This is a genomic window from Opitutus sp. ER46, from assembly GCF_003054705.1.
Taxonomy (GTDB): domain Bacteria; phylum Verrucomicrobiota; class Verrucomicrobiia; order Opitutales; family Opitutaceae; genus ER46.
The window spans coordinates 344,831-371,234 of sequence record NZ_QAYX01000025.1 but is presented as its reverse complement, the minus strand read 5'-3'; the positions used below and the strand labels follow the sequence as shown (position 1 = coordinate 371,234).

Sequence of the window (26,404 nt, the reverse complement as noted above, 5' to 3'; positions counted from 1 at the left end):
GAGGACGAGAGCACGAGGAACGCAATTATATCCGGTTGTTCCCGAGCCTTTTGCGCAATAATGTCCAGATACTTGGGATAATGTCCAGATACTCGCCAAAGAGTGTCCGGATCCCCTCTCAGCCCGCCCGGAGCATCTGCAGCATGCGATAAGGCAGGTCGCCGAACTCCACGTACAGGTAGCGCGCCACGAGGGCACCGGCCGTACTGAGCAGGGCGAGTCCGAACAGCGCGCGCGCCGAGAAGCTCACGATGAAAACGTTCATCTTGGGCACCGAGCGACCGAGGACCGAGAACGCCAGGTTCACCAGGAAGTTCATCGCAATGAAGGGCGCCGCAATGCGCACCGCCAGCTCGATCATGTGCCCGGTGCTCCGGATCAAGACCATGCTCGAGGCCGGATCGAGCATCGCCCGACCCGCGGGTGCGAGTTGGAAGCTCTTGGCGAAGGCCAGCAGCACCGCGTAGTGACCGCCGAGCAGGAAGAACAGCACGATGGCCATGGCCGACAGCATCCCCGCCACCGGCTCACTGGCCGGCGTCGGCACGCCGATTCCGGGCATCGCGGTCATGCCGACTTCGGTCGAGATCAGCCGCCCGGCCATGTCGATCGCGGCAAAGGTAATCCGGACCACAAAGCCAAGCGCGAGCCCGACAATGACCTCAAGCCCGGCCGCCACGATCAGGGGCCACATCGCCAGCGGCACGGGCACCGAAGGGACCAGATGGGCGAGCAGCGTCGCCAGCCCCACGCTCAGTCCCAGCCGCACCGTCACCGGAATGGCATGCCCCGCAATCACGGGTAGCTGCAGGATGACTCCGATCGAGCGGAGAAACACCATCAGCCAGACGATGATGTAGTCGATGGTCACGGTCGCGCTTGCTCAACCCAGGGAGGCGGCCGTCACGGCGCCGCCCGGCGGCTCGTCGTCAATGCGCCATGGTCCCTATCCGCGAGATCGTGGTGATCGCGTATTCGGAGAGGGAGCGCAGCAGCCACGGCGTGAGGAGGAGCAGCAGCCCCGCCATGGCGATCAGTTTCGGCACAAAGGTGAGCGTCTGTTCCTGCATGCTCGTGACCGACTGGAAAAGCGAAGCCGCCAGGCCAACGACGAGCATCACGCCGAGGAACGGCGCAACCAGATACAGGGCGAACATCACCGTCGATTTGAAGATATCGATCGCGAGGTCGGGATTCATGAGATGACGGGTTACGAGCGCGGGAAAGGGAGGGCGGACGCGGGGACGGGGCCCTCAGGCGGAGAAGCTCTGGACGAGCGAACGTACGACCAGATGCCAGCCGTCGACGAGGACGAAGAGCAGCAGTTTGAGGGGCAATGAGATCGCCACCGGTGGCATCATCATCATGCCGAGCGCCATGAGGACGGACGACACCAGGAAATCGATCACTAGGAACGGCAGGAACAGCAGGAAGCCCATCTGAAAGGCGGTCTGCAGTTCGCTGACCACGAACGCCGGGATGACCACGCGCATCGGGAGGTCCTTCACCGCGGTCGGCCCGAAGCCGCCCAACTGCAGGAAGTACTCGATGTCACGCGTGCGCGTCTGCTTCAGCATAAACTGCTTCAGCGGCACAGACGCACGATCGAGCGCCTCGACCGACGTGATCTGCTTGTTCAGGTAAGGCTGCAAGGCGTCGGAGTTCACCCGGTCAAAGACGGGCCCCATCAGGAAGAACGTCAGGAAGAGTGAGAGTCCCACCACGATCTGGTTCGACGGGGCATTCGTCGTGCCGAGCGCGGTGCGCAGGAAGCCGAGGACAATCACGATGCGCGTGAAGCTGGTCATCAGCAGCACGATCGAAGGCGCCACCGAAAGCAGCGTCATGATGATGACGATCTGCACGGCGACGCTCACGTCGGTGTTGGTGCCATTGCCCTCGAGCCCGATGTTCAGCCGGAAAGGCGTACCGGTCGTCGGCGCGGCCGCCGGGGGCGGCGTGGCAGCCGGCTGCCCGGGTTGCGCCTGGGCCGGAGTGCCCAGCGGATTGACCACGGTATTCGGCGTCGTCTGAGCGTGGGCTGCGGGAACAGCGAGGAAAGCGCCCGTGCCGAGCACGACCGCGGCCAGCAGTGACCGCAGGGGCCGGATACTCGGCAGGGGGAAAAGGCGGAACGTCACTTGGTCTCCTCCGTCGGCCGCACGGGCCCGTCGTTGAGCGTCGAGAGCATCTCTATCCGACCGGGGCACACCCCGAGCAGGAACTTCTTCTCGCCGTAGGAAGCGACGACGAGGAACTGGCGGTTGCCGAGCGAGCGAGTCTCCTCGACCGCGAGCGCGCTGCCAGGCCGGCCACCAAGGCCCTGGGCCCGGCGATTACGCAGGAAAAGCCAGAGGCCGCCGGCGGCCAGCAGGACCGCCACGGCGAGGGTCAGATTGTTGGCCATGCCCCCGGCAGAGGCCGCCGGCGCTTCGGGGCGCGCGGTGCCGCCGGGATAGATCACCCTGTTGTCGTCGGCCGCCAGGGCCGCCGTGGAGAACAGCGCCAGGAAAACGAGGCCGCGGGCAAACCGCCGCAGCATCAGGCCCAGTTCCGCCGTTGCGCCGCGACCAGTCCGTTGGACGCGTGAGGCTGCGTTCATGTCCGTTTGCTGCCCACCAATTCGGTGATCTTGATGCCGAAGTTGTCCTCGACCACCACCACCTCGCCGTAGGCGACGAGCTTGTCGTTGACGAAAAGGCCGACCGGATCGCTCGCGTGCTGCATCAGCTGCACGATGGAGCCGGGAGCGAGCTCGAGCACTTCACGCATGGGAAGGAGGACCGAGCCAAGCTGCACGGTCACCTTCACCTTCACGTCGAGCACGATATCAAGAGACTTTTCGTCCGTCAGGTTTGGCATGGAAGAGAGGGTCCGACACGTGGACCTTGCTGGTGATCTGGACGGCAACACGGTCTGTATCCAGGCCGACGGTGCCGATAAACTTGGAGGTGTCGTTCAGGACGATGTGCGTCTCGCCGCAGACTTCCGGCCGCATCTCGATGACGTCGCCGACCCGGAAACTCGCCACTTCGCGCAGCGTGAGGTCAAACGCGTGCCACTCGGCGCGGACGGGGATCATCACGCGCTCGTACGCGGGGTGCCACTCGGCCCGCTTCACGGTCTGGGTCACCGCGGTGTCTTTCTGCCGGCGCGCCTGCATCTGCTTCACCACCGGCTCGATCGTGTAGTACGGGACGCCAATCTGGATCTGCTCCGAGCAGTCGCCGAAATTACACTCCAGCGTCAGGGCGAGCATGATGGCATCACGCGGCGAGGTCTGCAGGAAGCGGCCGTTGTTCTCGTGCCCGATGATGGACGGATGCAGTTCCTGCTCCGACTTCCACTGGGCACACCACTCCTCGAGCATGATCAGGATCACGTCCTCGATGAGGGCGATCTCGATCTCGGTCAGGTAGCGCTCGGCCTTGACGGAGTGGCCACGACCGCCGAGAAGGCGATCAGCCACGGTGAGCGCCAGGCGCGGGTTGATGTCGAGAATGCCGACGCCGACCATCGGATCGACCTTGAAGAGGCTCAGGTGGGTCGGGTTCGGCAGCGAGTCCGTGAACTTTGAATACGTGACCGTGGTGAGCTTGGCCATCTTGAGGCCGAACTCCATGCGCAGGTACAGCGACAGGCGCGCGCTCAGGTAACGGATGAAATCCTCGTGCAGCAGGCGCAGCCGCCGCAGCTCTGCCTCGGAAAGAAACGCGGGATTGCGGAAATCGTAAGGTTCGACCTTCGGTCCGGACCCGTCCGTGCTGGCGGCAAACGCCCCACCCTTCGGCGCCTGGGCGGCCGCCTCGGCCGCCTGCTGGGCCAGCAGCTTGTCGATCTCGGACTGATCGAGAAAGTCGCTCGCGGGTTTAGGGTCGTCAGCCATGGCAAGGACTTGGGACGGCGCTTACTGGACGACGAAGTCGGAGAAGTACACCTGCTCCGCCACGCGCTTGCCCATCGCCTGATTGTAGGCGGAAACGAGTTTCTCGCGGATGACGTTCTTGGCCCCGGCCTCCTCGAGGTCGGCGAGCGTCAGCGACGACAGCACGTTGAGCGTGGTGTCGTAGAGCTTGGTGCGGTTCTCCTCGAAGACCTTCTTGATATCGACGGTGCCCTTGGCGTCGCCGACGACGTGGAAGCTGGTCTTGAGGTACCGGGTGCCCATCGTGCCAGCGAGGTTCACGACCACGTTGGTAAATTCATAAGTGGAAGCCTCCTTCGGCTTCCCGTGCTTGCCGCCCTCGGCCTCGCCCGCCTCGGCGGCCGGCGCCTCGACGGTTGGCGGCGGCAGGGCGAGCTTCTTCTGCAGTCGCGGCACCAGGACGTACTCCGCCGTGACCCAGGTCAGGGCGGGAGCGATCACGATCGAGACGATCGCGGGAATCCACGCCTTGATCCCACCTCCGGCCGCGGCGGCCGGAGCCGCCGGAGCGGCGGCCTCGGCGGCGGGAGGCGGAGCCTTCTCGGGTTTGGCCGCCGCGGGCGGCGGGGTGGCCGAAGCGTCGGACTTGGGAGGGGGCGGCATGGGCGATGAGGAGGAAGCGAAGGGATATCCGCGTCAGCGCGGATGATCAGCGCTTCAGATTGACGATGTCCTCGAGCACGGTGTCGGAAACGGTGATCAGGCGGGACGCGGCCTGAAAGCTGCGCTGTGACGTGATCAGGTTCGCGAACTGCTCAGTGAGATCGACGTTCGAGAGTTCGAGCTGACCGGACTGAATCTTGCCGAGGCCATTGGACGTGGGGACGCCGATGTCGGCAACGACCGCGCCGGTGGAGCCGAAATCGAAGAGATTGTTGCCCACTTTCATCAGCTTCGGCTGATCGGTGATGTTGAGCAGGCCAACCTTGCCGGAGGCCGTCGCGGTGCCATCCGATGCAAAGGCGGTGAGCGTGCCATCGCTGCCAATGCTGACCGACTTCAGATCGGCGTAGGAGACGGCGGTACCACCGGCGTCCGCGCCGATCGCCTGGACTTTCGCGCCCGCGGAATCGAGGACGTTGTAGCCCTGCGCGTTCACCAGGAAGCCATTGTTGTCGAAGTGGAAGGAGCCATCGCGCGTCGCGTAATTAACTCCCGAGCCGTCCTGCACCACGAAGTAGCCGTTGCCGGAGACCGCGAGATCCGTCGTGCTCCCGGTGCTCGTCATCGAGCCTTGGGTGAAATTCGTGTTGATGCCGGCGAGTTGGACGCCGGTGCCGATCTGGACCGCCGAATCCGTCGTGCTCGCGGCGCGGAGCGTGTTGCTGAACGTGTCGGCAAAATTGGCCGACGACCCCTTGTACGCCGTCGTGTTTACGTTCGAGATATTCGTGCCGATGACTTCGAGGCTCTTGCCGAAGGTCTTCAACGCGCTGACGCCGGAAGTGAGGGTGCCGAGGAGGGACATGTTAGGGCTGCTGGTTAAGGGTTATTCGCCGGTGGTGGTCTTGGAGCTCGAGGCCGTGACGGCGGCCGGCTCGACCAGAAGCACGGAGGAGATGTCGTAGAGGCTTTGGCCAACGATCAGTTTGGGGGTGCCGTCAGAAACTTTAATGCCGCTGACCGGACCAGAAATGGTCTGCCCGTCGCCGATATCCACGGTCACGTTGTGGCCGAGATACGAATTGGCGGTCACGAGCGATTGCTGCTCCTGCATCGTCGCGAGGGTCTTCGAAATATCCGTGGTCTGCTGGAGCGACGTGAACTGGGCCATGCTCGCAATGAACGTCGTGTCGTCCATCGGCTTCATCGGGTCCTGGCTCTGAAACTGCTGGGCGAGCAGTTTGAGAAAATCCTCCTGCCCGAGAACTTTCTTGGCGCCAGTCGCGCTGGACGTCGTGTTTGCGGCCTCGGTGGCAGCGTACGAATTCGAGACGGGTGAGACGGTCGACATGGTGTTAAGCGAGCGTGTGGAGGTGAACGGAGTTGCCGGAATAGGTCCGGGGACCAGCCACGCTCGCCGCTGCGGTCGTGGAAGAGCTGCTCCCGGTCGTAGGCTCACGGCCGGAGGCAAAGGGGAAACTGACGTTATCGCCCGTCTGGCGGGACTGCTGCTGCTGCTCGCGCTGGCGGGAGGCACCGTCGCCCGACGAGGAGAACTCGCCCTGCTCACCGCTGCTGGCGAACACCGGATCGGCGAGACGCACCGTGCGTTCACCGTGCCCCGCGGCGGTCACGTGCTGCCATTCGGTCGAGAGCGCGGCCCGGAGCTCGGCGGAATCGGTCTGAAAAGTCGTCTGGACCTCACCCGCACGCATTTGCACGCGAACCTTCAGGTCGGCGTCGCCCACCGTGAACTGCAGATTGACGCTGTGTTGATCGCGAGCGGCGAACCGGGCCGTCACATCGAGCACCGCCTCAACCGCCCGATGAGCCGAGCTCGTGACTTCCACCGCCGTCGGCAAACTAGAGGTCTGAACGCGCACCGCCGCAGCTGAATCCGTCGCCGTCACCACCGGGGTGTCGGAGAGCTTGAACTCAGAAAGGGGGGAGCCGGCGGACATCGTGGGCGCTGATTTAGCACTGGCGATGCCAATGCCGGATCCACGCTTCTCAACATCCTCAACATTAGCGGCTAAAGAAGTTCTTACTGACGCCTTTCCCGTCGTCGACAAGCCGCTCGCCGAGCGACGGGTGCCAGCGGCAAAATTTGCCACCGAGTCTTTGGCGTTCGTCTCCGACTTGGGCGTCGGAGCGCTCGCGGCAGAGGCTTCAGTCGCGGCGCCCGTCATCGTTGGCATCGCGTTTGCGTTCGCGCCCACGGGCGGGGTCGAGACGGCGGTCACGACCGGGGCCGCCGGGGTCGACGCAACCACCGGAGAGGGAGACGAGCTGGGCGTCGCCTGCGGCTGGGCCGGTGCCGGGCTCGAGACGGCGGTGGTCGGCACGGCGTTCGGAGTCAGCTTGGCGTAAGCCGCTCCTCCGCCGATCTGGCGCTGCACCGTTGCAGCGACGTCGGCGTAATCTCGCGCCGCCTCATTCGGCGCGGCCGGCGCGGCGTCGGTGACAGCCGTGTCCGCCGTGGCCGAAGTGACCGCCGGCTGGCGGAGCTCCGACGCCGTGACGAACGTCGTCGCGCGGGTGACGGTCCTGCCCCACCCTGAAAGATCAGTCTGGCCGAACTCATTCGTCGTCGCATCGCCGCCGGAGCTGGATCCGCCATCGCTGGCCTCGGCGGTTTCGGACGTGCCGGTCTCAAGGTCGGCGTCCGCTTGAGTCACCGGCTGCGGAAGCGGGATGGGGGCAAGGAGAAGCGCCGCCATGGCGGCGGCCTGCCGGTCGCCCGCCTGGAGGAGGTCTGCCGGTGTGTCCTTCGTCTCCACCGTGGGCGTGTCGTCTTCGGTCCCGCTCGCATCGGCCGGGACGGCATCCTCGCCCCCGATGGCAATAGCGACGTCGGTGGCGGGACTAAGCGCCATCGCCGGCGTCATGGTGGGCGCCAGCAAGGAGGCGACGATCCCGGCGACAACGGGCGTGTTCGTCGGGTCCGCGGCGATCGGGGGCTTTGGAACCGGAGTACCATCGCTCGCGGCAGGCGTCGCCCCGGCGGCCGGAGAAGCGCCCGCCCCAGCCAGGAGCTGGGCGAAGCCGGCCGAGCTTTCAGTCGCCGGCTCGGTGCTGGAGGAAGCCGCCGCGCCGGGAAGCGCCAGGGGGTCGGAAGGGACGGTGAGAAGGGAGAGTTGCATGAAGCGGACACCCTCCGTGGCGAAAAACCGCGACCGTCCTTGGCGCGGTGATAGCTGTCGTTAAGGGTTGGATTTCGCGGCTTTCACCAGGCGAAGTTTCTCGGAAAGAATCGCGGCGCGGCGGGCCAGCGGACCGTCAGTGCCGGCCGTCTTGCTCATTTCCTCGAAGATGGGACCGACGACGTCGGGCTTCATCAGCGCGAGGATCTTGACGGCGGTGTTGTCGTCCATCTCGCGGATGATCGCGACGACCGCACGGGGCGAGAGATTCGTATAGGTCTGGGAGAGCTTCTTCAGGTTCACCGCCTCTTCGCTCCCCATCTCGATGACGCGGTCGTTGATCTCCTTGCGCAGCGCATTCAGGTCGGTCCGCGCCTTGGCGAGTTCCTTCTCGGCGGCCGCAATGCGGGCCTCCCGCTGGTCGAGCTCCGACCGGCGCTTCAGCATCACCTCGCGATCCTCCTTCAGCTCGCTGGCGAGGTTCTCGATCTCGATGGTCCAGAAGTCCCAGCCCTTCTTCTTCATCTCGCTCGGCGGCTTGTGGTCGCGCTGGTAGATCGCCTGGTCGACCACCGCGTTGAGGGTGCGCCAGCTCACCCCCAGCCCCACGGCGATACTGAGCAGTACGCCAAGGACGCTGGTGACGACGGGATTGAGAATGCGAGTCATGATGCCGAGAGATTAAGGGTTGGCCGCCGCGGCCGCGCGACCGGCGCGACGGTTGGCATAGTCGTCGAACTCCGCCTGCTCCTCGCGCATGGTCTCGTAGCGGTGCTGGGCTCTCGCCTTCTGCTCGAGCCGCTTGACCACCTCGAGCCGGCGGTGCGCCTCGATGTACTCGGCGCGGCGCTGTTCCATCGTCTGCTGCGCCTTCGCGCGGGCCTGCTTGGCCGCGACCTCAGCGTCACACTCCTGCCGGTAGGCCTCGAGCGCACGTATTTGCTCGCTGGCGGAGAAGTTGTGCGCCCGGCCGGCCACGAGATCGGCGGCGAACTGGCGCACCCGGGCCTGCGCGGCCGCGACTTCCTGCTCCGCCTTGGTCAGCGCCTGCACCGCAAAGGCAAAGGCCTCCTGGGCGCGCGCGTCCTGGTGCGTGCGAAGAATCGCGACTGGCTGGAGCGTAAAGCGAAAGCGTTTCATCCGACGATCTGCTTCAGCTTGGTGAACGTCTGCGCCCGCGGGGTGTGCTCCTGCGTGGGCTGCCGCAGGAACTGCCGGAGCGGCTCATACAGCGAGATGGCGTGATCGAGCGCGGCGTTGGCGCCCTTCTGATACGCGCCGATCGAAATCAGGTCTTCATTCTTCCGATAGAGCGCCAGGACCTCCCGGGCCCGCGCGCTGGAGGCGACCTCCTCGGTCGAACAGACGTCGCGCGTCAGACGGCTCACACTCTCGAGCACGTCGATCGCCGGGTAATGATTGAAATGCGCCAGGTGCCGGGAGAGCACGACGTGACCGTCGAGAATACCGCGGACGGCATCCGCCACCGGCTCGTTCATGTCGTCACCTTCCACCAGCACGGTATAGAGTGCGGTGATGGCCCCGCTCTCGCCGGCGCCGGCGCGCTCGAGAAGCCGCGGCAGCATGGCGAAGACCGAAGGCGTGTAGCCACGCGTCGCGGGCGGCTCGCCAATGGCGAGGCCAATCTCGCGCTGGGCCATGGCGAAGCGCGTGACCGAATCCATCATCAGCAGCACGTTCTTCCCGGCGTCGCGCCAGCCCTCGGCGATCGCGGTGGCCGTGAAGGCGGCGCGAATCCGGAGCGGCGCGGGCTTGTCGGACGTCGTAACGACGACGACCGCCCGCTTCAGCCCCTCGGGACCGAGATCCTTTTCGATGAACTCACGCACCTCGCGGCCACGTTCACCAACGAGCGCGATGACGACGACGTCCGCCTCGGACGCCCGCGCGATCATGCCCATGAGGGTCGACTTGCCGACACCGGAGCCGGCGAAAAGGCCGAGACGTTGACCGCGACCGAACGGAATGAAGGCATCGATGGCGCGCACCCCCGTGACAAAGGGAGTCTTGATGCGCTGGCGGCGCAGCGGATGCGGCGGCTCGGCGCTCTGGCTCTCCTTGCGCTCCACCGGAAGCATGCCGAGGCCGTCAAATGGCCGGCCCAAGGCATCCAGCACGCGGCCGAGCATCTCCGGGCCCGTCCGTGGCAGCGGCGGCCGATCGCAGGCTGCGACCTCGCAGCCCACGTGCAGACCCGTCGTGTCGCCGAGCGGCATGAGCAGCACCTTGTGCTCACGAAAACCGACCACTTCGGCCTGCACGCTGAAACCGTCGCGGGATGAGCGCACCAGACAGAGGTCGCCAAGGCCGACATTGGGGCCGTCCGATTCGATGATCAGGCCCGCGACGCCCGAAACCGTGCCGACGCGCTGCACCGGTGGCAGATGGCGGATCTGCGACCGCAGGATGTCGATCATCGGCGTGACGTGAGCCATGGCGGATCAGAAAGCTGGCGACAGGGTCGCCTTCAGTGCGTCGAGTTTGGATTCGATGCGGGCGTCGGTGAGCCCAAAGCGACTGCGCACCTGGCAATCGCCAGGCGAAAGCGTGGGGTCGGCGCGGAGCCGCAGACCGGGATACCGCTGGAGCCAGTCGGGATTGAGCTTCTGCAGGAGCTCGGCGTCGCGCGCGGAGACGAGGAGTTCCAGATTCTCGCGTTCCGGGAAGATCTCCTTGAGCGCCTCTTCGCAAATGCGGGACACCATCTCGGCCGAAGGCTCGCAGCCGGCGAGCAGACGGCGGGCGATATCGAGCGCCAGTTCGGGCAGCGCCTCGCGCAACTGGGCGACCAGCGTCGGTTCGAAATTGGCGAGTTGGTGAAAGATGCCGTCACCCACGCGCTGGATGTCCGCGCGAAAGTCGACGAGCTGCTGGTCGGCCAGCGCCCGGGTTTCGTCGACGCCGCGGCGGTACGCCGCTTCCTCGAGCGCGGCGATCTCCTGCTCCGTGAGGAAGCGACCATTCTTGCCGGGGACGGCAACTCCGGCGAGCGGACGATCGAAGGCGATGAGACGGGCGAAGGCCATGGTGGGCGGCGCGTCAGGCGACGGTCTGCTCCTCCGTCTCGAGCGTGATCTGCCCCTCTTCCTCGAGCCGGCGGACCACCTGGATGATCGCGTCCTGGGCGGTCTCGACGTCCTTCAGGCGAACCGGCCCAAGCATCTCGAGCTCTTCCTTCAGGCTTTCGGCGGCGCGCTTGGAAATGGAACCATATATCTTTTCGCGCAGGGTCTCGCTCGCCGACTTCATGGCGGTCGCCAGGTTCGAAGAATCGACCTCGCGCAGCACGCGCTGCAGATCGGCCGGCTGGAGGCGCAGGAGGTCCTCGAAGCTGAAGAGCTTCTTGCGGATCGCGGCGCTGAGGCCGGCGTTGCGCTCCTCGAGGCGGGCCAGGAGATTCTTGCTCATCTCCTTGTCGAGTTCGTTCAGCAGATCGGCGACCGAGCGGACGCCACCGCTGCGGTGGAAAGCCGGGCGAACCTTGCTGTCGTAATGCTTGCCCAGGCTCCGCGCGATCTTGCTCACGAGGTCGAGCGACGTGCTCTCGATCGTGCCGAGCCGCTCGATGACTTCCTCGCGCAGATCAGGCCCGAGGAGAGCGAACACCTCGGCGGCCTTCGCGCTGTCGAGATACGAGAGCAGGAAGGAGATCGTCTGCGGCTGCTCGTGCTTCACGAGGTTGAAGATCTGCCGCCCCTCCATCTCGGAGATTTCCTGGATGACCTCGACCGACGTGCCGGTGGGACCGACGCGACCGATGATCGAGGAGGCCTTGTAGTCGCCCTTGGCAATTTCGAGCGTGCGTTGGGCGTAGGCCAGACCACCGAGGGCGGAGGAAACGCTCTTGGCGATGAGACCGGAGAACTCCTCCAACGACAGCCGCTGCACCTCGGTCGGGATGATCGAGTACGTCGACATCTCGCGGCAGACCAGCTCGATCTCGGCGTCGTCGAACTGCCGCAGCACCTCGGCCGCCGCTTCGGGACCGATGATAATGAGGAAGATCGCGAGCTTCTGGTGCCGCGAGAGCTTCCCGTAATCGAGGTCGTTGAGAGCCATGGCGGGAAAAATCAGTTCTTGCTGGCCGGAGCCCCACCGGGGGAACCCGCACTCACCCACTCGCGCAGCGCGACGCCGATGTTCGCCGGCTTCTGGCGGATGAGCTCGTTCAGGAGTTCCGGCGTGACGTTGCTCGCGTTCGGCAGGGTGCGGGTGGTCTGCTCCGGCGACATCGAGAGGACCTCGATCGGAACGGCTTCGGGCTTCTGCCGCTTGAACATGCGCCAGAAGACGAGCAGCACCACGCCGGCGCCCACGACGGCCGCCCAGCGGCTCGCGACCTCAAACCAGCCCCCCACCCGCGCTTCGAGCGGAACCGGCGGCAGGGCGGCCAGTGGATCGACGGCCGTGAATTCCTGCTCCTGCAGCGTGACCAGCGAGTCCAGCGTCTGCCCTGGCTGGGGCTTCAGACCGAGGGCGTTGATGACCACCTGGCGAAGCTGATCGAGCTCCTGCGCTGTCCGCGGAGCCGCGGGCTGCGACGTCGGACGCGCGTCCTTGGCCGTCGGGTCCGCCGGCGGCACCAGCGTCGGGGGACGGCGCGAAATGATCACCGAAGCGGTGAGGCTGCGCACGGTTCCGGGGTTGCGCGTGGTGCTCGTGGTGGTGCGGTCGATCTCGTACGTGATCGTCTTGTTCTTCCGGGTCTGCTCGGACTGGGAAATCGGGCGCGCGGTCTCGGTCGCTCCGGCCTGCTTCTCCGGCACATTCGCGCTGACGCCGGCGGCGCCACCACCCGAGCGCGTCTCGGTGGTGTTGGTCGTGTCGTCGGTCTGCGTCTGCGAGCGGACCACCTGACCGTCGGGGTTCCACCGTTCGGAGTTCATCGTGGTGGCCTCGGTGTCGATGTCGGCCGACACACGTACGACCGCGTTGCCGGGCCCGATCACGGCGGAGAGCATCGATTCCACCTTCTTCGCAAAATAGGCTTCGACCTGTTCGCGATAGCGGATCTGCGAGGACGCGGTGCCGAGGGTCGGGTCCTGCTTCAACTCCTCGGAGAGGGTGCGGCCGCGGTTGTCGATGACCGCAACCTGGTCGGGCGCGAGCCCCTGCACCGCATTGGCGACGAGATGCCGGATCGCGTTGACCTGGTCGATCTCGAGCTTGCCGCCACCGACGTCGACGAAGACCGAGGCGGTCGATTTGACGCCCTGCTCGGTAAGCAGCAGGCGGTTTTCAGGCTGCACGATCATGACGCGCGCGCTGCGCACGCCCTGCAGTTGCATGATGGTGCGGCCGAGTTCGCCCTGCACCGCGCGGAGATAATTGGTACGCTGGACGAAATCGGAGAGGCCGAACTGTCCCTTGTCGAAAATCTCAAAGCCCACGCCTTCGCCACTCGGAAGCCCCTTGCCGGCGAGTTCCATGCGCAGCTTGTAGACCGCGCTCGACGGCACCTGCACCGCGCTGCCGCCGGCGGTCACCTTGTGCGGGATGTTCTGCGATTGCAGATAGCTGATGACGGCGGCGGCGTCCTTGTCGCCCATGCGGGCATAGAGCAGCTGGTAGTCGGGGCGCTGGGACCACAGCGTGACGCCGATGAGGCCGCCGATGACGGCAACGGCTGCGACAATCAGGGAGACACGCTGGTTGACGCCCAGGTGTTTCCAGAGTTCGAGGAGCGATTGCGCGAAATTCTTCATCTAGAGGGAGACCAAAATGATCAGGAGGTGGAGGGAATCGTGGGGTAGAACTCACACCTGCATGCGCATCAGCTCCTGGTAGGATTCGACGAGCTTGTTGCGCACCTCGACCATCATGGAAAAGGCCACGGACGCCTCCTGCATCGCGATCATCCCCTGGTGCAGTTGGTCGGTCTCGCCGAGCAGCACCTTGCGGGTGATATCCTGCGCCGCGTCCTGCTTGGTCTGAACCGTGGAGACCACCTCGTCGAGGACCTGCCCGAAACTCTCGGTGGGAGCAGTCTTGCCCGCGCCGGACAACCCGACGGCGATCTTCGGCTGGGTGGTTTCGATCCGGGTGAGCGGCGAGGCGGAAAGCGGGTTGATGGAGCCGATCAGGGACATAAGAGGAGCGGGTTGGGCGGTTGAGGCGGGGCGGCCGGGCTTACTTGCCGATCTGGAGTGCCTTCACCGCCATCTGGCGGGCGTTCTTCACCACCGCGAGGTTGGCCTCGTAGGCCCGGGAGGCGGTGATGAGGTCCACCATTTCGTAGGACAGGTTCACGTTGGGCATCGTGACCATGCCGTCGGGGCCAGCGTCCGGATGCTGCGGGTTGTAGACTTGTTGCCCCGGCGTGCGGTCCGGCGTGATGCCCGAGACGCGCACCGATTGGAGTCCAGCCCCGCCGCTGCCGGTTTGACGAACCAGTTCGGACTCAAAGGAAACGACCTGCCGCTGATAGGGGCCGCCGGCGAGGGTCCGTGTGGTCTGCGCATTGGCGATGTTCTGGGCAACGATATCGAGGCGGGTCTTCTGGGCGTTCAGCGCACCCGAAGTGATGTCGACGGCAGCGATCAGGTTCATGCGGCGTCAGGGCTTAGGGGGATCAGACCGAGCGACCGGTGATCGCGACTTTGAGTTGCTTGAGGTTGTTCGAGACCAGCTCGGTCAGGAACTCGTACTCCACCGAATTCCGATCCATCGCCACGAGTTCGCGCTCCAGCTCGACCGTATTGCCATCCGGTCGCACGCTGCGGGCAGTATGGTCCTCGGCGAGGCGAGGGTTGATGGTGTCGGCCGTGGCCGCGAGATCGCCCGCCGCCACCCGGGCCTTCAGCTGGGCGGCAAAGTCCGGAGCAACATCAAGCCGACGGAAACCAGGCGTCTCCGCGTTGGCGATATTGGTGGCGATGGCCTCATGGCGAAGGACCGATGCGTCCAGGAGCTTCCGCGCCAACTGGTAGTTGTCGGATTGGAAGATGGGATCGATCATGGCCCGCGTTTGAGCAGAGCCGGTGCCAGCGGGCGGACGTCGCCCACAACAATCTATTGGAACGTGTGATACAGATCATGCGCCACCACGGCGTGACCCTTTCGGACTTAGGTGGCGACGAGGCGGAAAATTCTGCCGCCTCGATTCCAAACCCACGGCAGAATCATGTTATCGGCGTTTCATTGCCTGTCTTTCGTGCCGATTACTCCAGGGATATTCCTCATGAGGGACAGTGAGTTTGAATTCATCCGCCAGCTCGTTTACGCGCGCAGTCGCATCAATCTCAGCCAGGACAAACGCCAGTTGGTGTCCGCTCGGCTGGGGAAGCGCCTGCGGGCAACGAAGATTCCCACCGTCACAGCGTATTGTGAACTCCTCCAGAGCGGAGCCGCCGGCGAGGAGTTGGAGCACCTGATCGACGCGATCTCGACGAACCACACGTTCTTCTTCCGCGAAGCCGCCCATTTCGACTTCCTGCGCGACACCGTCGTGCCGGAGATGCTCGGTCGGGCACGGGAGGAGCGTTGGTCGCAATTTAGGATCTGGAGCGCCGCGTGTTCGTCCGGTGAGGAGCCGTACACCCTCGCGATCACGCTGGCCGAGTGCATGCCCGACTTTCCCTGGCAGATTGAGGCGACCGACATCTCCCACCGGGTCCTGGCCAAGGCGGAGGCGGCGATCTACACCGGCGAGACGGTTTCCCGGATGCCCAGCCAGGTGATCCGGACCTACTTTCAGCGCGGCTTCGGGCCGCAGGAAGGCTACTACCGGGTCAAGTCCTCACTCCGCGACCGCGTGTCGTTCCATCACCTCAACCTGCTCGAGGGCGAGCCACCGTTCCGCGAACCGTTCCAGGTCATCTTCTGCCGGAACGTGATGATCTATTTCGATCGGGACACCCAAAACGAATTGGTCTCCCGACTCTCAAAGCGCCTCGTTCCCGGCGGCTACCTTTTCGTTGGGCACTCCGAAAGCCTCACGCAGATGCGTCACACGCTGCAGCCGATCAAGCCAGCCGTGTATCGGAAACCCCTCTGATCATGCCTCTCCCTCCCATACGTGTGCTCGTGGTCGACGATTCCGCCATGGTGCGGAAACTCGTGACCGACGCCCTCAAGAACGATCCCGAGATCGAGGTGGTCGGCACCGCCATCGACCCCTACGTCGCCCGCGACAAGATCACGCAGCTCAATCCGGACGTCATCACCCTCGACATCGAAATGCCGCGGATGGATGGCCTCACGTTCCTCAAGATCCTGATGGAACAGCGTCCGATGCCGGTGATCGTGATGAGTTCGGTCACCGCCCAGGGATCGCAGCACGCTTTGGATGCCTTGCGCCTCGGAGCGTTCGACGTCCTCTCCAAGCCCGGCGGCCCCTACTCCTTTGGCGATCTGGGCCCACAGTTGATCGAGCGCATCAAGGCCACCCGCGGCGCGCGCGTCCGGCGCGGCACCGTCCCGGTCGCCGATGCGCCCTTGCGACGCAGTTCGCCCCGGGTGTCCACCACGCGCGACATCATTCTGCTCGGCGCCTCCACCGGTGGCACCGAGGCATTGCGCACGGTCCTGACGCGCCTCCCCGGCGGGCTGCCGGGCATCGCGATCGTGCAGCACATCCCGCCGGTGTTCTCAAAGACGTTCGCCGACCGGCTCAACGAACTCTGCCAATTCGAGGTCCGCGAAGCCGTCGATGGCGACATCCTGCGTCCCGGACTGGCGCTGGTCGCGCCCGGAAACTTCCACATGATCGTCCAATGGGTGCACGATCACTATCAGGTGCGCGTCACCGGTGGTCCGCCGGTGTGGCATCAGCGACCGGCGGTGGACATTCTCTTCAAGTCGGCCGCCGACACCGGCGCGGGCACGCATGCCCTGGCCGGCCTGCTGACCGGCATGGGACGCGACGGCGCCGAGGGCTTGCTCAAGCTCCGGGAAAAGGGCGCGGTCACGTTTGCCCAGGACGAGGCCAGCAGTGTGGTTTACGGCATGCCGCGTGCAGCTTGGGAAAATGGCGGGGCGCAACGACAGCTGGCCATTGATCGCGTGGCTGATTTCATTATCCGCCATCACGAGTCGGGCTCCCGCCCGCCCTTCGACCACGCCCCCACGCCATGATCGTCCCTTCCCAGCCCACCGGCAGCGGCCCCGTTCCCAGCCAGCCCGCCAAGGCGCCCGCGAGCACCTCGCAGATTCTGGTCGTCGACGATGAGCCTGTCGTGCTGACGGCGCTCAAAGTGACGCTCGAGCGCGAAGGATTTCCCGTCGTCGCGTGCACCAGCCCGCGCAAGGCGCTGGAGATCCTGGCCGAGCGGGACTTTTCGGTGATCATCTCCGACCAGCGCATGCCGGAGATGATGGGACTGGAATTTCTCGTGGAGAGCCGCCAGATCCGGCCATACGCGTCCCGCATCCTGATCACCGCGGTGCTCGCTTTGCCGACGATCGTCGACGCGATCAACAAGGGCGAAATCTTCCGGTTCATCGCGAAGCCATGGCTGCGCGAGGAACTCATCGCGACGGTGCGCAACGCCGTGCAGCGGCACGAGCTCGTGACGCACAACGAGGCGCTGCAGGCCGAAACCCAGCGGCTGAATGAACGCCTGCGCGAGGCCAACGCCGCCCTCGAGGTGAAGGTCCAGGATCTAGAGAAGCAGCGCCAGCATCTCGACGCGGCGAACCACGAACTCGCGGCCAATTACGAGAACTCGCTCGAGCTCTGCCGTCGCATCCTGACCACTTACGATCCCATCCTCGGCGGCCAGGCTAAGGCACTCGTGGAGTTTGCCACCCAGATGGCGGCGACGGACAAATTTACCGCCAAGGAGAGGCACGCCCTTCGCGCCGCCGCCTGGCTTTGCGACCTCGGCTTGATCGGTGTCCCGCGCGAGATGCTGCGTGCCTTCCGCACGAAGTCCGACCAGTTGACCGACCGCGAGCGCGGGATGCTCCACAATCACCCCATCTACAGTCAGACGCTCGCCTCCCTCGTCGACTCCAACGTCGAGGTCGGCGAGGTCATCCGCGCGCACCACGAGCGCTACGACGGCCGGGGGTATCCGGATGGCCTGGCCGGCGATGGCATCCCCTGGCCCGCCCGGTGTCTCGCCGTGGCGGTTGGCTTTGTGGAATCCGGCCTGTCGAAGACTGCCTCAATCGACGCCCTGCTCGCGAAGTCCGGCACCGATTACGACCCGGAGGCGGTGCGGCTCTTCCTCAAGGTCGCCAATCTCGTCCAGTTGCCCAAGCAGGTGCGCGAGATCATGCTCGATGAACTCGAGCCCGGCATGATTCTCGCCAACGGGATCTACAGTCCGCATGGCCTCCTCCTCATCGGGGAGGGGCAGCCGCTGAGCAGCGCAACCATCGCCAAGATTCGCAGCCACGACAAGACGACGCCCATCAGCCAACGCCTCCTCGTCTACACCTGATCTCCCGTTCCCGCCCAGGCGACGACCGACCGGGTCCCCACTCCGTCGGCCACCCCACCCTCCCTCGGCGCAACCCACACCGTCCTCCCACCACGTACCTGCACCATGGGATCACCCAGCATTTCCGCTCTGTTCGCCCAACGGGTTGTCGTGGGTGTCGGCGACATGGGCGTTTCGAACAACTCCCAAATCACCCTCAGCACGTACGCCCTCGGCTCTTGCGTGGCCGTGGTGGCATATGATCCGGTCGCCGTGGCAGGGGGCCTGCTGCATCTGATGCTTCCGGAATCCAAGATCTCTCCGGAGAAGGCGGCGGCCCAGCCGGCGATGTTCGCGGATACCGGCCTGCCCCTGCTCTTTCGCTCCCTGGTCGGCGTGCGCTGTGACCTCTCCCGCTTGCGCATCTTTCTCGCCGGCGGCGCCAACGTCCTGTGCGACACTGACACCTTCAAGATCGGCGAGCGCAACATTGCCGCGGCCCGCGCCTTCCTGGCGAAGAACGGTTTCAGCATTCGCTGCACCGCCGTCGGTGGCACGGTGAACCGCACCGTGCACCTGAACGTAGGAACCGGTGAGGTGAGCATGAAGATGCCGACGGGGAACAGCTCGGTCTCACTCGCGGCCTGAGCCGCGCACTCGATTGGGCCCGCACTACGCGATCAAGGATCGCGCTGCGCGTTGTGTCACGAGTACGGATCGCACGCCCGCGCCTGCGCACAAAGGCGCGGCGCGGCAGGGCGGGCTACATCGCCATCGCGCCGTGCGTCAGACGGTGCTGCAGCCGCTGCTTCGCGCGGTCGTGCACGATCGCCATCGTCTCCTGGAGAAGCTCGGGCGTGAAGCCCCACTCCAGCAGGAACGCCGAATCGAGTTCAAAGAGGAATCCCTCCTCGGCCACGCCTGGCCCAAACGAGGTCGCGATGTACTTGCCAGCATGCAGATGGGCAAGCAGCGGCAGCGCGTCGGCCGGACCCTCGCGGGGCCGCTCGCACCACTCCACCACCTGGGTCAGCAGCGGGGGGAACTTCCAGGCCGCGAGCAAACGCGCCGCGACGTCGGCATGGGTGTAGCCGAGCACTTCCTTCTCCGCCTGCGCCCACGTGCCACCACGCGCGGTGCAGTGGTTGCGGATGGCCGGGAAGAACGTGGCGCACGCATGCGCCACCGCCAGCTTCCCGAGATCGCAGACCAGGCCGGCGGTGTAGGCGGACTGCGGGTCCACCCGCTCGCTCGTCTCCGCGAGCACCTCCGAAGCGAGCGCCGTGCACAGCGCATGACGCGAAAAATCTCCCGGTTCGCCACTCGACGACACCGCTTCCCAACGGCTCACCAACGCGAGCGCAGCCAAGCGGTAGAGCTCCCGCATGCCGAGGCGGACGACGGCGTCGGAGATCGTCTCCACCGGAACGCTCGCGAAGAACGCCGAATTGGCGAAGCGCAACGTCGAGGCCGCCAGCGCGGCATCGAGCTTGATGATGTCAGCAATCTCGTCGGCGCTGCTGTCGGGGGACATCAGCACCGCGGTGAGACGCGGCAAGAGGGCCGGCGAACACGGCAGCCGAAGCGCCTGATCGCAGACTTGGTCGATGGTTGGGGGAACAGTGTTGGCCACGGGCGGGCGGGTTACGCCGCGTTGAGCAGGGAACCTGGATCGAGAATCAACGCGATGTTGCCATCGCCGAGAATGGCTCCGCCGGCGACGCCAGGCAAGTTCTGCATGTAAGCACCGAGGTTCTTGATGACGACCTCCTGCTTGCTGACCATCTCGTCGACCAGCAGGGCGGTGACCTTGCCGGACGTTTCCACGATGACGACGATACCTTCCCACGGGTTGGCAGCGTCGCCCGGAATTCCAAACTGCCGGTTGAGCCGGTGCACCGGGATGAAGCGGCCGCGCAGATCCAGGACCTCTCCCTTGCCGTGGACGGAGGTGATGCTCTCGCGCGTGGGCCTGAGGGCCATCTGCACCGAAGTGCTGGGCAGGATGAAGCGATCCTCGCCAACGCGAACCACCAGGCCGTCAATGATCGCCATCGTCAGCGGCAGCTTGACCTTGAAGGTCGAACCCTTGCCGACTTCGGAATCGATCTCGATCTTGCCGCGGAGGCGCTCGATGTTGCGCTTCACCACGTCCATGCCCACGCCGCGGCCGGAGACGGACGTCACCTTTTCCGCCGTCGAGAAACCAGGGGCGAAGATGAGGGCCAGGGTTTCCTCGCGGCTCAGCACCGTGCCGTCGGGGAACATGCCGCGTTCGACCGCCTTGCGGTAGATCTTGGCCGGATCGATGCCGCGTCCGTCATCCTGCAATTCCACGACAATGTTGCTACCCTGATGGTAGGCGCGCAGGCGGACCGTTCCCACCTCGGGTTTGCCGGCATCGATACGGGCGGCGGACGTCTCCAGGCCATGATCGAGGGCGTTGCGGACCATGTGGACGAGCGGATCGCCGATCTCCTCGACCACCGTGCGATCGAGCTCGGTGTCTTCACCGCTCGTCTCGAACGCGACCTTCTTGCCGAAATCGCGGGCGAGATCGCGCGCGAGTCGCTCCATCTTCTGGAACGTCGGCTTGATCGGAATCATCCGCAGCGACATCGCCGTCGACTGCAGCTCCTTCGTGATGCGGCCAAGCTGCGCGACGTTGCGCTGCAAGGTCGTGTTGATCTGCCCCTCCTGTCGGGCGGACTCAATCAGCTGGCTCTGCACGATCACCAGCTCACCGACGACATCCATCAGCGAATCGAGCTTCTCGGTGTTCACGCGCACCGTCGCGCTTGCCGCCATCTTCACGGGTCCAGCAGTCGCCTTCTTGTCCGGTGCCGCGGCCACGGTCTTTTCCGCAGTTGCCGCACCGGCCGGCATTGGCACCACGGGAGCAAGCTCTGCGGCCGGCGCCGCGGCCTCGGCCGCAGATGTCGCCGGCGAAGCTTCGGGCACCGCCGCGGGAGCGACCTCGCTCGCCGGAGCGGTCGCAACGGGCGCGGCCGAGGCAGCAGCGGGAGGAGTCACTGGCGCATGGGCGGGAGCCGCCGGCGCGTGCGGCGAAGCCGCGAGACGTTTGACGGCGGAAATCAAGTGACTGACCGGAATGATCTGCGAAGGCAGCTGGCCCTTTTCGAGGGCGATTGCCACCTGCTGGGTAAGGGCCTGGAGCGCGTCGCGACTGCGGAGGATCTCCGTGATGATCGCAGCGTTGAGCTGGATCTGGTGGTTGCGCGCGAGGTCGAGCAGAGACTCCACTTCGTGGGCCAGACGCTGCATCGGGACCAATCCGAGAAAGCCGGCGTTGCCCTTGATCGTGTGGAACGAACGGAAGATCGAATTCAGCGCCTCCTGATTGTCCGGCTCCTGGTCGAGGGCGAGCAGTGCCGCTTCAATCTGCTGCAGGTGATCGACGGCCTCGGCGTAGAACTCGCCCAACAGCTCCCGGTTTTCGTCCAGGTGCAGGTCGAGCAGGACGTCGCCCTCACCGTCGCCCGCCGCGACCGGCGCAGAGGCAGTCGCCGCAGCAGCCGGCGCGGCCGCTTGGCCCTGGGCCGGCACGGCTTCCCCACCCCGAACTGCAGCCAAGGCGCCCGGAAGCCATTCCACGAGGCCACGGACCTTCGCCAGGCTCGCGGCATCGAACGGCTGCGCCTTGTCCAACAGCTTCTCGAGATCATTTTGCACCGCGGCGATCGCGTCGCGGAGCGCGGGCTCGGGCGCACAGAAATCGCGCAGATCGCCCAAAAGGCTGTAAGCAGGCACCAAGCCTTCGTCACGGCCCACCTGGGCAAGAATCGACTCCGCCGCGAGCCGGTTGACCGCATCGTCGATGGCGGTGAATTGAGAGGAGGAAATGGCCATTGTAGTCCCGGTGGTCTGGGAGACATCACCTCATCGGTGCGCAGCACCTAAAGTTAACCGATTTCTGGCATGGGACTAAAGTCAGCCCTCCGTTGTCCGATTCCATACGCAAGTAACCAAGCTGCCAGCGCTGACTCTAGGCACTCCCACAACCAGGCCGCTGCCGCCCACGAAGTCAGGCTTCGCCAGCGCGAATCTTCTCAACGTTCGGCCCGAAATTCCGAAATACATCGTATGTCCACTGCAACTGCTCCCGCCGCCACCAGCGCGAATTCGTCCCTTTCCGGCAAGTACCTCACCGTCGTCCTCGAGAACGAGGCGTATGGCATCGGGGTGCTCAAGGTCCGCGAGATCATCCGCATGCAGAAGATCACCCCGGTGCCGCAGATGCCGCACTACGTTAAGGGCGTGATCAATCTTCGCGGCCGGGTGATTCCGATCGTCGACATGCGCGTCAAGTTCGGCCTCAAGGCCGAGTTCGCCGAACGCACCTGCATCGTCGTCGTCCAGGTCCGCCTGCCCAACGATGCGGCGGTTCAGATGGGTCTCATCGTGGACAGCGTCGAGGAAGTCGTCACCCTTTCGGCCACCGAGATCGAGCCGACGCCCGAGTTCGGCACCCGCGTCAACACCGAGTACATCCTCGGCATGGCGAAGGTGAAAGGTGCCGTGAAGACCCTGCTCGACATCGACCGCGTGGTCGCCGCCGAGACCGTGCAGGCCATCGCCCAGGCCGTCGCCTGATTCCCCTTCCCACTCGCCCGGTCCGCCCCGCGGACCGGGCTTTTTTATTGCCCGTGCCATCGTGGCGGGCGCGACCGCACGGCGGTCGTGGCTCGAGGCCGGCTCAGTCCCATCGAGCGGCGTTCGCCACGCGTGGACACAAAAAAGGAACCTGCGGGCCGAGCCCGACAGGTTCCTCATCCATCACACCCTGGCTAAATTCAGGTGGACGCGAGCGCTGGGCTGCCGACGGCCTTGCTCAAGTTGGTTTTGGCCTCCTCGAGCGAGTCGTAGAACGTCCAGCCGCGCGTATCCTCAAAGCCCTTGCACTCCGAGATGATCTGGGCGTTGCCGACGAGCACGAACTGCATGGCGAGTTCGCGACAGGTCTGCATCGCCTGAAAGAGCAGCTTGATGATGCCCATGTGGAGCGACTTGATCTGGTGCACGTCGATCACGACCTTGTTGAAGCCGGCATCGACCGCTTCGGCGAACTTCGGCTTCAGGTAGGCCCCAGCCTCCGCGATCACAGCGGGCGAGCAGTGCTCGGGGAGTCGCATCACCATCATGTCGCCCTCGATGGCGTAATAGCGTTGCGACGTGTCGAGATTCATTGCCTTCGCGATCTTCGACTCGAGGTCGAGGGTGTCGATCGGCTTGGTGATGATCGCCGTGAAACCGACGGTCTGCGCCTGCTGCTGCTGCTGCGTTTCCGTCTTCACGACGAGCGCAAACACCGGGGTGTACTTGGTCTTCACGTTGGTCCGGATCAGGCGGAAGAGCGTGAACGCCGCCTCTTCGGGCAACGAGAGACTGACCATGATCAGGTCGGGCGTGGCCTTCGACATCTGGTCGGCGGCCTCGGCCTGGGTGGACACACCCTTGATCTTCCACGGCGTATGTTTCAACCCCTCCTGGATCTGCTGCACGATCGCCGGTTTGTCCTCAACGATGAGCAGTTCGGCCGGATCGAGAATCGATTTCGCCTTCGCCGGCCCCTCGTTCATCGGCTTGAGGTCGATGACGCGGCTGCACTTCTCGATGAGCACATCCTCTTTGAACGGCTTCACCAGGTAGTCACGCACCCCGATCTTGGCGATCTTGAGCACATTGTCGCGGCCGCCTTCGGCGGTAAGCATCACGACGGGAATGCCCTTGAGCGCGGGGTCCGACTTCAGCTTCGTCAGCATCTCCACGCCGTCCATGACCGGCATCGTGACATCGAGGAGAATAAGGTCGGGCGATTCTTTCGCGGCGACCGCGAGACCTTCGACGCCGTTCGCGGCCTCGAAGATTTCACAATCGAAAGGCTTGAAGGCCTTTTTGACGATGATGCGGACGGTTTTCGAGTCGTCCACAGTCAGAACTTTGTAGCGCATGGTGGTGTGGAATCTCGGCTCACTCGTCCGACTTCATCAGGATGTCGGCGATAACCCGGTGCTCAGCACAATCGAAGTAGTAGATGTGACGAACCGCCGAGCTGATCGGTTCGATCGAGAAATTGGTGCCCCGGAGGATGGACGGAATCGTCAGCTTGCAGGGGTAACCGGCATCACAGAGCGCGTTCTTGAAGCTGCCCACCGTCATGTTGGTGAGTTCGCCGATCGCGTCGTTGATCACCTCGTCGCCGGCAAGCTCCAGCTCCTTGTCCGTCATCCCGAGGAGGTGGCACGTGCACGCTTTGGCAAATGCAAGATCGAGGTGAAGATAGATCAGGCCATTGCAGTCACCGATAAAGCCGACGGTGCCAACCACCTGCGGACGGTCGGACGGCGCCAGCGCCTTTCCCTGGAGGGATTCTCCTTGGGAACAAAATGTGGGCGTGCGCCCAAGCATTGTCTTAAACACGTCCGAGACGGCACGATTGATATTATCGCGGATGAGCGCCTCGGTGATTTCAGCAGTAGCAGCCATAGCTAGGGCGGGATTGACGGGGATTGACTCGTTATCGGCGCGAACCGGATGCGGTTTAACGCAGAATGGCCGAGGAAGCGGCGAATTCTGAGGCGCTCGCCGGTCACAGGCACCGGGCATGCCGCCCAGAGCCGCGTCCGGAGGCTCCCCCGCTAGCCGGTTGCGCGAATCCCTCAGCCAGGGCCTCACGCCCGCCCGTTCCGCTTGGCGGCGCCGATAACGCAACCGATTGACGGCCGCCCCGCTCAGGCGTCGGTAGAATCCATGCCCACGTCGATCGGGTCGCCCGCCTCGCGGTACTCCTGCAATTTGTTGCGCAACGTGCGAATGCTGATGCCGAGGGCCGCGGCGGCCTGGGTGCGATTCCCGCCCATCTGCTTCAAGGCCGCCCGAATGGCCTGCTTCTCGAGTTCATCAAGCTTGAGGACCTGTCCCGCCGGATCAGTCACGCCGGGAGAAGCCACCGCGCCGGCCGCAGCCTCCTGCCCGGTTGGGGCAGCTTCAACAATGGCGGCGGTGGGCTCGACGACAGACGGGGCATCCCAAACCTGGGCCGCCGCAGCGATGGCTGCCGCATCAATTTCGACCGGCAGGCCGAGCGCCGAGGCGTTCACGGGACGGCCCGATTCGGAGAGGATCACGGCGCGCTCGATCGTGTTCTGCAGTTCGCGCACATTGCCCGGCCAGCGGTACGCCATCATCGCTCCCCGGGCTGAATCGGAGAATCCCGTGACTTTCACCCCGTGCTTGCGCGTGAAGCGCCGCAAAAAGTGCTCCGCCAGGAGCGGGATGTCGTCGGTGCGTTCACGCAGCGAGGGGACATGCACCGGAAAGACGTTTAGCCGGTAATACAGGTCCTGACGAAACTCACCGGCCTGGACGTAGCTGAGAAGGTCGCGGTTCGACGTGGCGATGATGCGCACGTTCACCTTGATCGTGCGCGAGCCGCCGACGCGCTCAAACTCGCGCTCTTGCAGCACGCGCAGCAGCTTTGCCTGGAGACTCGCCGGGATCTCGCTGACCTCGTCGAGCAGAAGCGTGCCGTTGTTCGCCAGCTCAAAGCGCCCCTCGCGTCGCTCCGTGGCGCCGGTGAACGCGCCGCGTTCGTGGCCGAAGAACTCACTCTCAATCAAGTTCTGCGAGATCGCCGCGCAGTTGACCTTGATAAACGGCTGCCCGCGCCGGGGGCTGCGGCGGTAAAACTCACGCGAGATCATCTCCTTGCCCGTTCCGCTCTCGCCGGTGATCAGCACCGTCGCGTCCGTGGGCGCCACGCGCTCGATCAACTGCCGCAGGCGGCTCATCGCCGCGCTTCGCCCGACCAGCAGTCCATCCGCGTCATCCGGGTCGTCGCTCAACAGGCTGTTGACCTTCACCAACTGCCGGTACGTCTGCGCCTTTCTTAAGATGACATCGATCTGCGACGGCGAGAAGGGCTTCAGCACGTAGTCGAATGCTCCCGCCCGCATGCAGGCCACCGCCGACTCGATCGAGCCGTAGCCGGTGATCATGATGGCGAGCGGCCGTTCCGGCATCGTGGATACCTGCTCGAGCAATCGGAGTCCGTCGCCGTCGGGCAGCCGCAGATCAAGCACCATCAGATCGAATGGTTCACGCCCCAATGCCGCCGCCGCGTTGGCGAGGGTGTCGGCGCAAGTCACGGCGAGCTTGTGCCGGAGAAAGATGCTCTGGAGCAGATTTCGGACAACCAGGTCGTCCTCGACGATGAGGATTTTCTCGAAGGACATGAGCGGACGCGACGCGAGGGCGCGGAAAAGGAACGCGACTAAATGTGACGGGGCGTCGCAGTTCAAACAAATGTTGCGTCGAGCCCTCAT

The 26,404-nt window shown here is 64.9% G+C and carries 29 protein-coding genes; 5 read left to right on the top strand and 24 right to left on the bottom strand.

All coding sequences use genetic code 11. From position 1 onward, the window contains the following. Positions 1–118 precede the first annotated feature (118 nt). Genes DB354_RS19870 through flgB form a run of 19 tightly spaced genes read right to left on the bottom strand, consistent with a single transcriptional unit; the run spans position 119 to position 14,650 of the window. Complete coding sequence (locus DB354_RS19870; protein WP_107837388.1) at positions 119–871, bottom strand: flagellar biosynthetic protein FliR; 753 nt, start codon at positions 869–871, stop codon at positions 119–121. Between the two features lie 58 nt (positions 872–929). Then, positions 930–1,199, bottom strand: a complete 270-nt coding sequence (locus DB354_RS19865) for a flagellar biosynthetic protein FliQ (protein ID WP_107837387.1) — start codon at positions 1,197–1,199, stop codon at positions 930–932. A 54-nt stretch (positions 1,200–1,253) separates the two neighbouring features. After that, positions 1,254–2,141, bottom strand: coding sequence for a flagellar type III secretion system pore protein FliP (gene fliP / locus DB354_RS19860; protein ID WP_233256707.1), 888 nt, complete (start codon positions 2,139–2,141; stop codon positions 1,254–1,256). Continuing rightward, complete coding sequence (locus tag DB354_RS19855) at positions 2,138–2,602, bottom strand: flagellar biosynthetic protein FliO (protein ID WP_107837386.1); 465 nt, start codon at positions 2,600–2,602, stop codon at positions 2,138–2,140. The genes fliP and DB354_RS19855 overlap by 4 nt, the downstream gene beginning before the upstream one ends. Continuing rightward, a complete protein-coding gene (gene fliN, locus DB354_RS19850; RefSeq protein ID WP_107837385.1) occupies positions 2,599–2,862 on the bottom strand; it encodes a flagellar motor switch protein FliN in 264 nt (87 codons plus the stop codon). The genes DB354_RS19855 and fliN overlap by 4 nt, the downstream gene beginning before the upstream one ends. Continuing rightward, the gene (locus DB354_RS19845; RefSeq protein WP_107837384.1) at positions 2,831–3,886 is read right to left on the bottom strand and encodes a flagellar motor switch protein FliM; all 1,056 of its coding nucleotides are present in this window, start codon (positions 3,884–3,886) and stop codon (positions 2,831–2,833) included. The genes fliN and DB354_RS19845 overlap by 32 nt, the downstream gene beginning before the upstream one ends. A gap of 21 nt (positions 3,887–3,907) precedes the next feature. Then, complete coding sequence (locus DB354_RS19840) at positions 3,908–4,528, bottom strand: flagellar basal body-associated FliL family protein (protein ID WP_107837383.1); 621 nt, start codon at positions 4,526–4,528, stop codon at positions 3,908–3,910. Positions 4,529–4,574: 46 nt separating this feature from the next. Beyond that, a complete protein-coding gene (locus tag DB354_RS19835) occupies positions 4,575–5,393 on the bottom strand; it encodes a flagellar hook-basal body complex protein (RefSeq protein WP_107837382.1) in 819 nt (272 codons plus the stop codon). Positions 5,394–5,414: 21 nt separating this feature from the next. Beyond that, a complete protein-coding gene (locus tag DB354_RS19830; protein ID WP_107837381.1) occupies positions 5,415–5,879 on the bottom strand; it encodes a flagellar hook capping FlgD N-terminal domain-containing protein in 465 nt (154 codons plus the stop codon). Between the two features lie 4 nt (positions 5,880–5,883). Continuing rightward, positions 5,884–7,671: a hypothetical protein gene (locus DB354_RS19825; protein WP_107837380.1), complete on the bottom strand. Its 1,788-nt coding sequence runs from the start codon at positions 7,669–7,671 to the stop codon at positions 5,884–5,886. 60 nt (positions 7,672–7,731) lie between these two features. Beyond that, positions 7,732–8,340 carry a hypothetical protein gene (locus DB354_RS19820; RefSeq protein ID WP_107837379.1) on the bottom strand — a complete coding sequence of 203 codons (609 nt, stop codon included), beginning with the start codon at positions 8,338–8,340 and terminating at the stop codon, positions 7,732–7,734. 12 nt (positions 8,341–8,352) lie between these two features. Beyond that, positions 8,353–8,811 carry a flagellar export protein FliJ gene (fliJ, locus tag DB354_RS19815; RefSeq protein WP_107837378.1) on the bottom strand — a complete coding sequence of 153 codons (459 nt, stop codon included), beginning with the start codon at positions 8,809–8,811 and terminating at the stop codon, positions 8,353–8,355. Beyond that, entirely contained in the window at positions 8,808–10,109 is a 1,302-nt protein-coding gene (locus DB354_RS19810; protein ID WP_343205596.1) for a FliI/YscN family ATPase, read from the bottom strand. The genes fliJ and DB354_RS19810 overlap by 4 nt, the downstream gene beginning before the upstream one ends. Before the next feature lie 24 nt (positions 10,110–10,133). Next, positions 10,134–10,718: a FliH/SctL family protein gene (locus DB354_RS19805; RefSeq protein ID WP_107837376.1), complete on the bottom strand. Its 585-nt coding sequence runs from the start codon at positions 10,716–10,718 to the stop codon at positions 10,134–10,136. A gap of 13 nt (positions 10,719–10,731) precedes the next feature. Next, entirely contained in the window at positions 10,732–11,751 is a 1,020-nt protein-coding gene (gene fliG, locus DB354_RS19800) for a flagellar motor switch protein FliG (protein WP_107837375.1), read from the bottom strand. Between the two features lie 11 nt (positions 11,752–11,762). Further along, positions 11,763–13,397, bottom strand: coding sequence for a flagellar basal-body MS-ring/collar protein FliF (fliF, locus tag DB354_RS19795; RefSeq protein WP_107837374.1), 1,635 nt, complete (start codon positions 13,395–13,397; stop codon positions 11,763–11,765). A 51-nt stretch (positions 13,398–13,448) separates the two neighbouring features. After that, entirely contained in the window at positions 13,449–13,781 is a 333-nt protein-coding gene (fliE, locus tag DB354_RS19790; RefSeq protein WP_107837373.1) for a flagellar hook-basal body complex protein FliE, read from the bottom strand. 40 nt (positions 13,782–13,821) lie between these two features. Then, positions 13,822–14,241 (bottom strand): flagellar basal body rod protein FlgC, encoded by a 420-nt coding sequence (flgC, locus tag DB354_RS19785; protein WP_107837372.1) that lies wholly within the window; start codon positions 14,239–14,241, stop codon positions 13,822–13,824. 22 nt (positions 14,242–14,263) lie between these two features. Next, a complete protein-coding gene (gene flgB, locus DB354_RS19780) occupies positions 14,264–14,650 on the bottom strand; it encodes a flagellar basal body rod protein FlgB (protein WP_107837371.1) in 387 nt (128 codons plus the stop codon). 222 nt (positions 14,651–14,872) lie between these two features. On the opposite strand from flgB, the gene DB354_RS19775 reads away from it, so the two are divergent. The 4 genes from DB354_RS19775 to DB354_RS19760 all read left to right on the top strand — a co-directional run bounded on the left by DB354_RS19775 (position 14,873) and on the right by DB354_RS19760 (position 18,707). Beyond that, the gene (locus tag DB354_RS19775; protein ID WP_107837370.1) at positions 14,873–15,688 is read left to right on the top strand and encodes a protein-glutamate O-methyltransferase CheR; all 816 of its coding nucleotides are present in this window, start codon (positions 14,873–14,875) and stop codon (positions 15,686–15,688) included. A 2-nt stretch (positions 15,689–15,690) separates the two neighbouring features. Next, entirely contained in the window at positions 15,691–16,767 is a 1,077-nt protein-coding gene (locus DB354_RS19770; protein WP_107837369.1) for a chemotaxis response regulator protein-glutamate methylesterase, read from the top strand. Continuing rightward, the gene (locus tag DB354_RS19765; RefSeq protein ID WP_107837368.1) at positions 16,764–18,080 is read left to right on the top strand and encodes an HD domain-containing phosphohydrolase; all 1,317 of its coding nucleotides are present in this window, start codon (positions 16,764–16,766) and stop codon (positions 18,078–18,080) included. Before DB354_RS19770 ends, DB354_RS19765 begins: the two co-directional genes overlap by 4 nt. A 105-nt stretch (positions 18,081–18,185) precedes the next feature. Then, positions 18,186–18,707, top strand: coding sequence for a chemotaxis protein CheD (locus DB354_RS19760; RefSeq protein ID WP_107837367.1), 522 nt, complete (start codon positions 18,186–18,188; stop codon positions 18,705–18,707). A gap of 115 nt (positions 18,708–18,822) precedes the next feature. Here DB354_RS19760 and DB354_RS19755 read toward each other — a convergent pair whose 3' ends face one another. Continuing rightward, positions 18,823–19,692 carry an HDOD domain-containing protein gene (locus tag DB354_RS19755; RefSeq protein WP_107837366.1) on the bottom strand — a complete coding sequence of 290 codons (870 nt, stop codon included), beginning with the start codon at positions 19,690–19,692 and terminating at the stop codon, positions 18,823–18,825. A gap of 11 nt (positions 19,693–19,703) precedes the next feature. Continuing rightward, on the bottom strand, positions 19,704–21,929 hold the full coding sequence (locus DB354_RS19750) for a chemotaxis protein CheA (protein WP_107837365.1): 2,226 nt from the start codon (positions 21,927–21,929) through the stop codon (positions 19,704–19,706). A 234-nt stretch (positions 21,930–22,163) separates the two neighbouring features. Between DB354_RS19750 and DB354_RS19745 the strand changes: the two genes are divergently transcribed. Further along, positions 22,164–22,673: a chemotaxis protein CheW gene (locus DB354_RS19745; RefSeq protein WP_107837364.1), complete on the top strand. Its 510-nt coding sequence runs from the start codon at positions 22,164–22,166 to the stop codon at positions 22,671–22,673. A gap of 200 nt (positions 22,674–22,873) precedes the next feature. On the opposite strand, the gene DB354_RS19740 is transcribed toward DB354_RS19745, so the two are convergent. The 3 genes from DB354_RS19740 to DB354_RS19730 form a co-directional block, all read right to left on the bottom strand. Next, a complete protein-coding gene (locus tag DB354_RS19740; RefSeq protein WP_107837363.1) occupies positions 22,874–24,031 on the bottom strand; it encodes a response regulator in 1,158 nt (385 codons plus the stop codon). Positions 24,032–24,050: 19 nt separating this feature from the next. Next, positions 24,051–24,566: a chemotaxis protein CheX gene (locus DB354_RS19735; RefSeq protein WP_107837362.1), complete on the bottom strand. Its 516-nt coding sequence runs from the start codon at positions 24,564–24,566 to the stop codon at positions 24,051–24,053. A gap of 245 nt (positions 24,567–24,811) precedes the next feature. Next, on the bottom strand, positions 24,812–26,314 hold the full coding sequence (locus tag DB354_RS19730; protein WP_107837361.1) for a sigma-54 dependent transcriptional regulator: 1,503 nt from the start codon (positions 26,312–26,314) through the stop codon (positions 24,812–24,814). Positions 26,315–26,404 lie beyond the last annotated feature (90 nt).

Coding starts and splice junctions, on each gene's coding strand:
- DB354_RS19855 (WP_107837386.1), bottom strand. CDS start 2,602: ATGAACGCAGCCTCACGCGTCCAACGGACTGGTCGCGGCGCAACGGCG.
- DB354_RS19825 (WP_107837380.1), bottom strand. CDS start 7,671: ATGCAACTCTCCCTTCTCACCGTCCCTTCCGACCCCCTGGCGCTTCCC.
- DB354_RS19745 (WP_107837364.1), top strand. CDS start 22,164: ATGTCCACTGCAACTGCTCCCGCCGCCACCAGCGCGAATTCGTCCCTT.
- DB354_RS19845 (WP_107837384.1), bottom strand. CDS start 3,886: ATGGCTGACGACCCTAAACCCGCGAGCGACTTTCTCGATCAGTCCGAG.
- fliE (WP_107837373.1), bottom strand. CDS start 13,781: ATGTCCCTGATCGGCTCCATCAACCCGCTTTCCGCCTCGCCGCTCACC.
- DB354_RS19760 (WP_107837367.1), top strand. CDS start 18,186: ATGGGATCACCCAGCATTTCCGCTCTGTTCGCCCAACGGGTTGTCGTG.
- fliF (WP_107837374.1), bottom strand. CDS start 13,397: ATGAAGAATTTCGCGCAATCGCTCCTCGAACTCTGGAAACACCTGGGC.
- DB354_RS19865 (WP_107837387.1), bottom strand. CDS start 1,199: ATGAATCCCGACCTCGCGATCGATATCTTCAAATCGACGGTGATGTTC.
- DB354_RS19810 (WP_343205596.1), bottom strand. CDS start 10,109: ATGATCGACATCCTGCGGTCGCAGATCCGCCATCTGCCACCGGTGCAG.
- fliN (WP_107837385.1), bottom strand. CDS start 2,862: ATGCCAAACCTGACGGACGAAAAGTCTCTTGATATCGTGCTCGACGTG.
- fliG (WP_107837375.1), bottom strand. CDS start 11,751: ATGGCTCTCAACGACCTCGATTACGGGAAGCTCTCGCGGCACCAGAAG.
- DB354_RS19805 (WP_107837376.1), bottom strand. CDS start 10,718: ATGGCCTTCGCCCGTCTCATCGCCTTCGATCGTCCGCTCGCCGGAGTT.
- DB354_RS19730 (WP_107837361.1), bottom strand. CDS start 26,314: ATGTCCTTCGAGAAAATCCTCATCGTCGAGGACGACCTGGTTGTCCGA.
- DB354_RS19765 (WP_107837368.1), top strand. CDS start 16,764: ATGATCGTCCCTTCCCAGCCCACCGGCAGCGGCCCCGTTCCCAGCCAG.
- flgB (WP_107837371.1), bottom strand. CDS start 14,650: ATGATCGATCCCATCTTCCAATCCGACAACTACCAGTTGGCGCGGAAG.
- fliJ (WP_107837378.1), bottom strand. CDS start 8,811: ATGAAACGCTTTCGCTTTACGCTCCAGCCAGTCGCGATTCTTCGCACG.
- DB354_RS19840 (WP_107837383.1), bottom strand. CDS start 4,528: ATGCCGCCCCCTCCCAAGTCCGACGCTTCGGCCACCCCGCCGCCCGCG.
- DB354_RS19835 (WP_107837382.1), bottom strand. CDS start 5,393: ATGTCCCTCCTCGGCACCCTCACTTCCGGCGTCAGCGCGTTGAAGACC.
- DB354_RS19770 (WP_107837369.1), top strand. CDS start 15,691: ATGCCTCTCCCTCCCATACGTGTGCTCGTGGTCGACGATTCCGCCATG.
- DB354_RS19820 (WP_107837379.1), bottom strand. CDS start 8,340: ATGACTCGCATTCTCAATCCCGTCGTCACCAGCGTCCTTGGCGTACTG.
- DB354_RS19740 (WP_107837363.1), bottom strand. CDS start 24,031: ATGCGCTACAAAGTTCTGACTGTGGACGACTCGAAAACCGTCCGCATC.
- DB354_RS19750 (WP_107837365.1), bottom strand. CDS start 21,929: ATGGCCATTTCCTCCTCTCAATTCACCGCCATCGACGATGCGGTCAAC.
- DB354_RS19830 (WP_107837381.1), bottom strand. CDS start 5,879: ATGTCGACCGTCTCACCCGTCTCGAATTCGTACGCTGCCACCGAGGCC.
- DB354_RS19775 (WP_107837370.1), top strand. CDS start 14,873: ATGAGGGACAGTGAGTTTGAATTCATCCGCCAGCTCGTTTACGCGCGC.
- DB354_RS19735 (WP_107837362.1), bottom strand. CDS start 24,566: ATGGCTGCTACTGCTGAAATCACCGAGGCGCTCATCCGCGATAATATC.
- flgC (WP_107837372.1), bottom strand. CDS start 14,241: ATGAACCTGATCGCTGCCGTCGACATCACTTCGGGTGCGCTGAACGCC.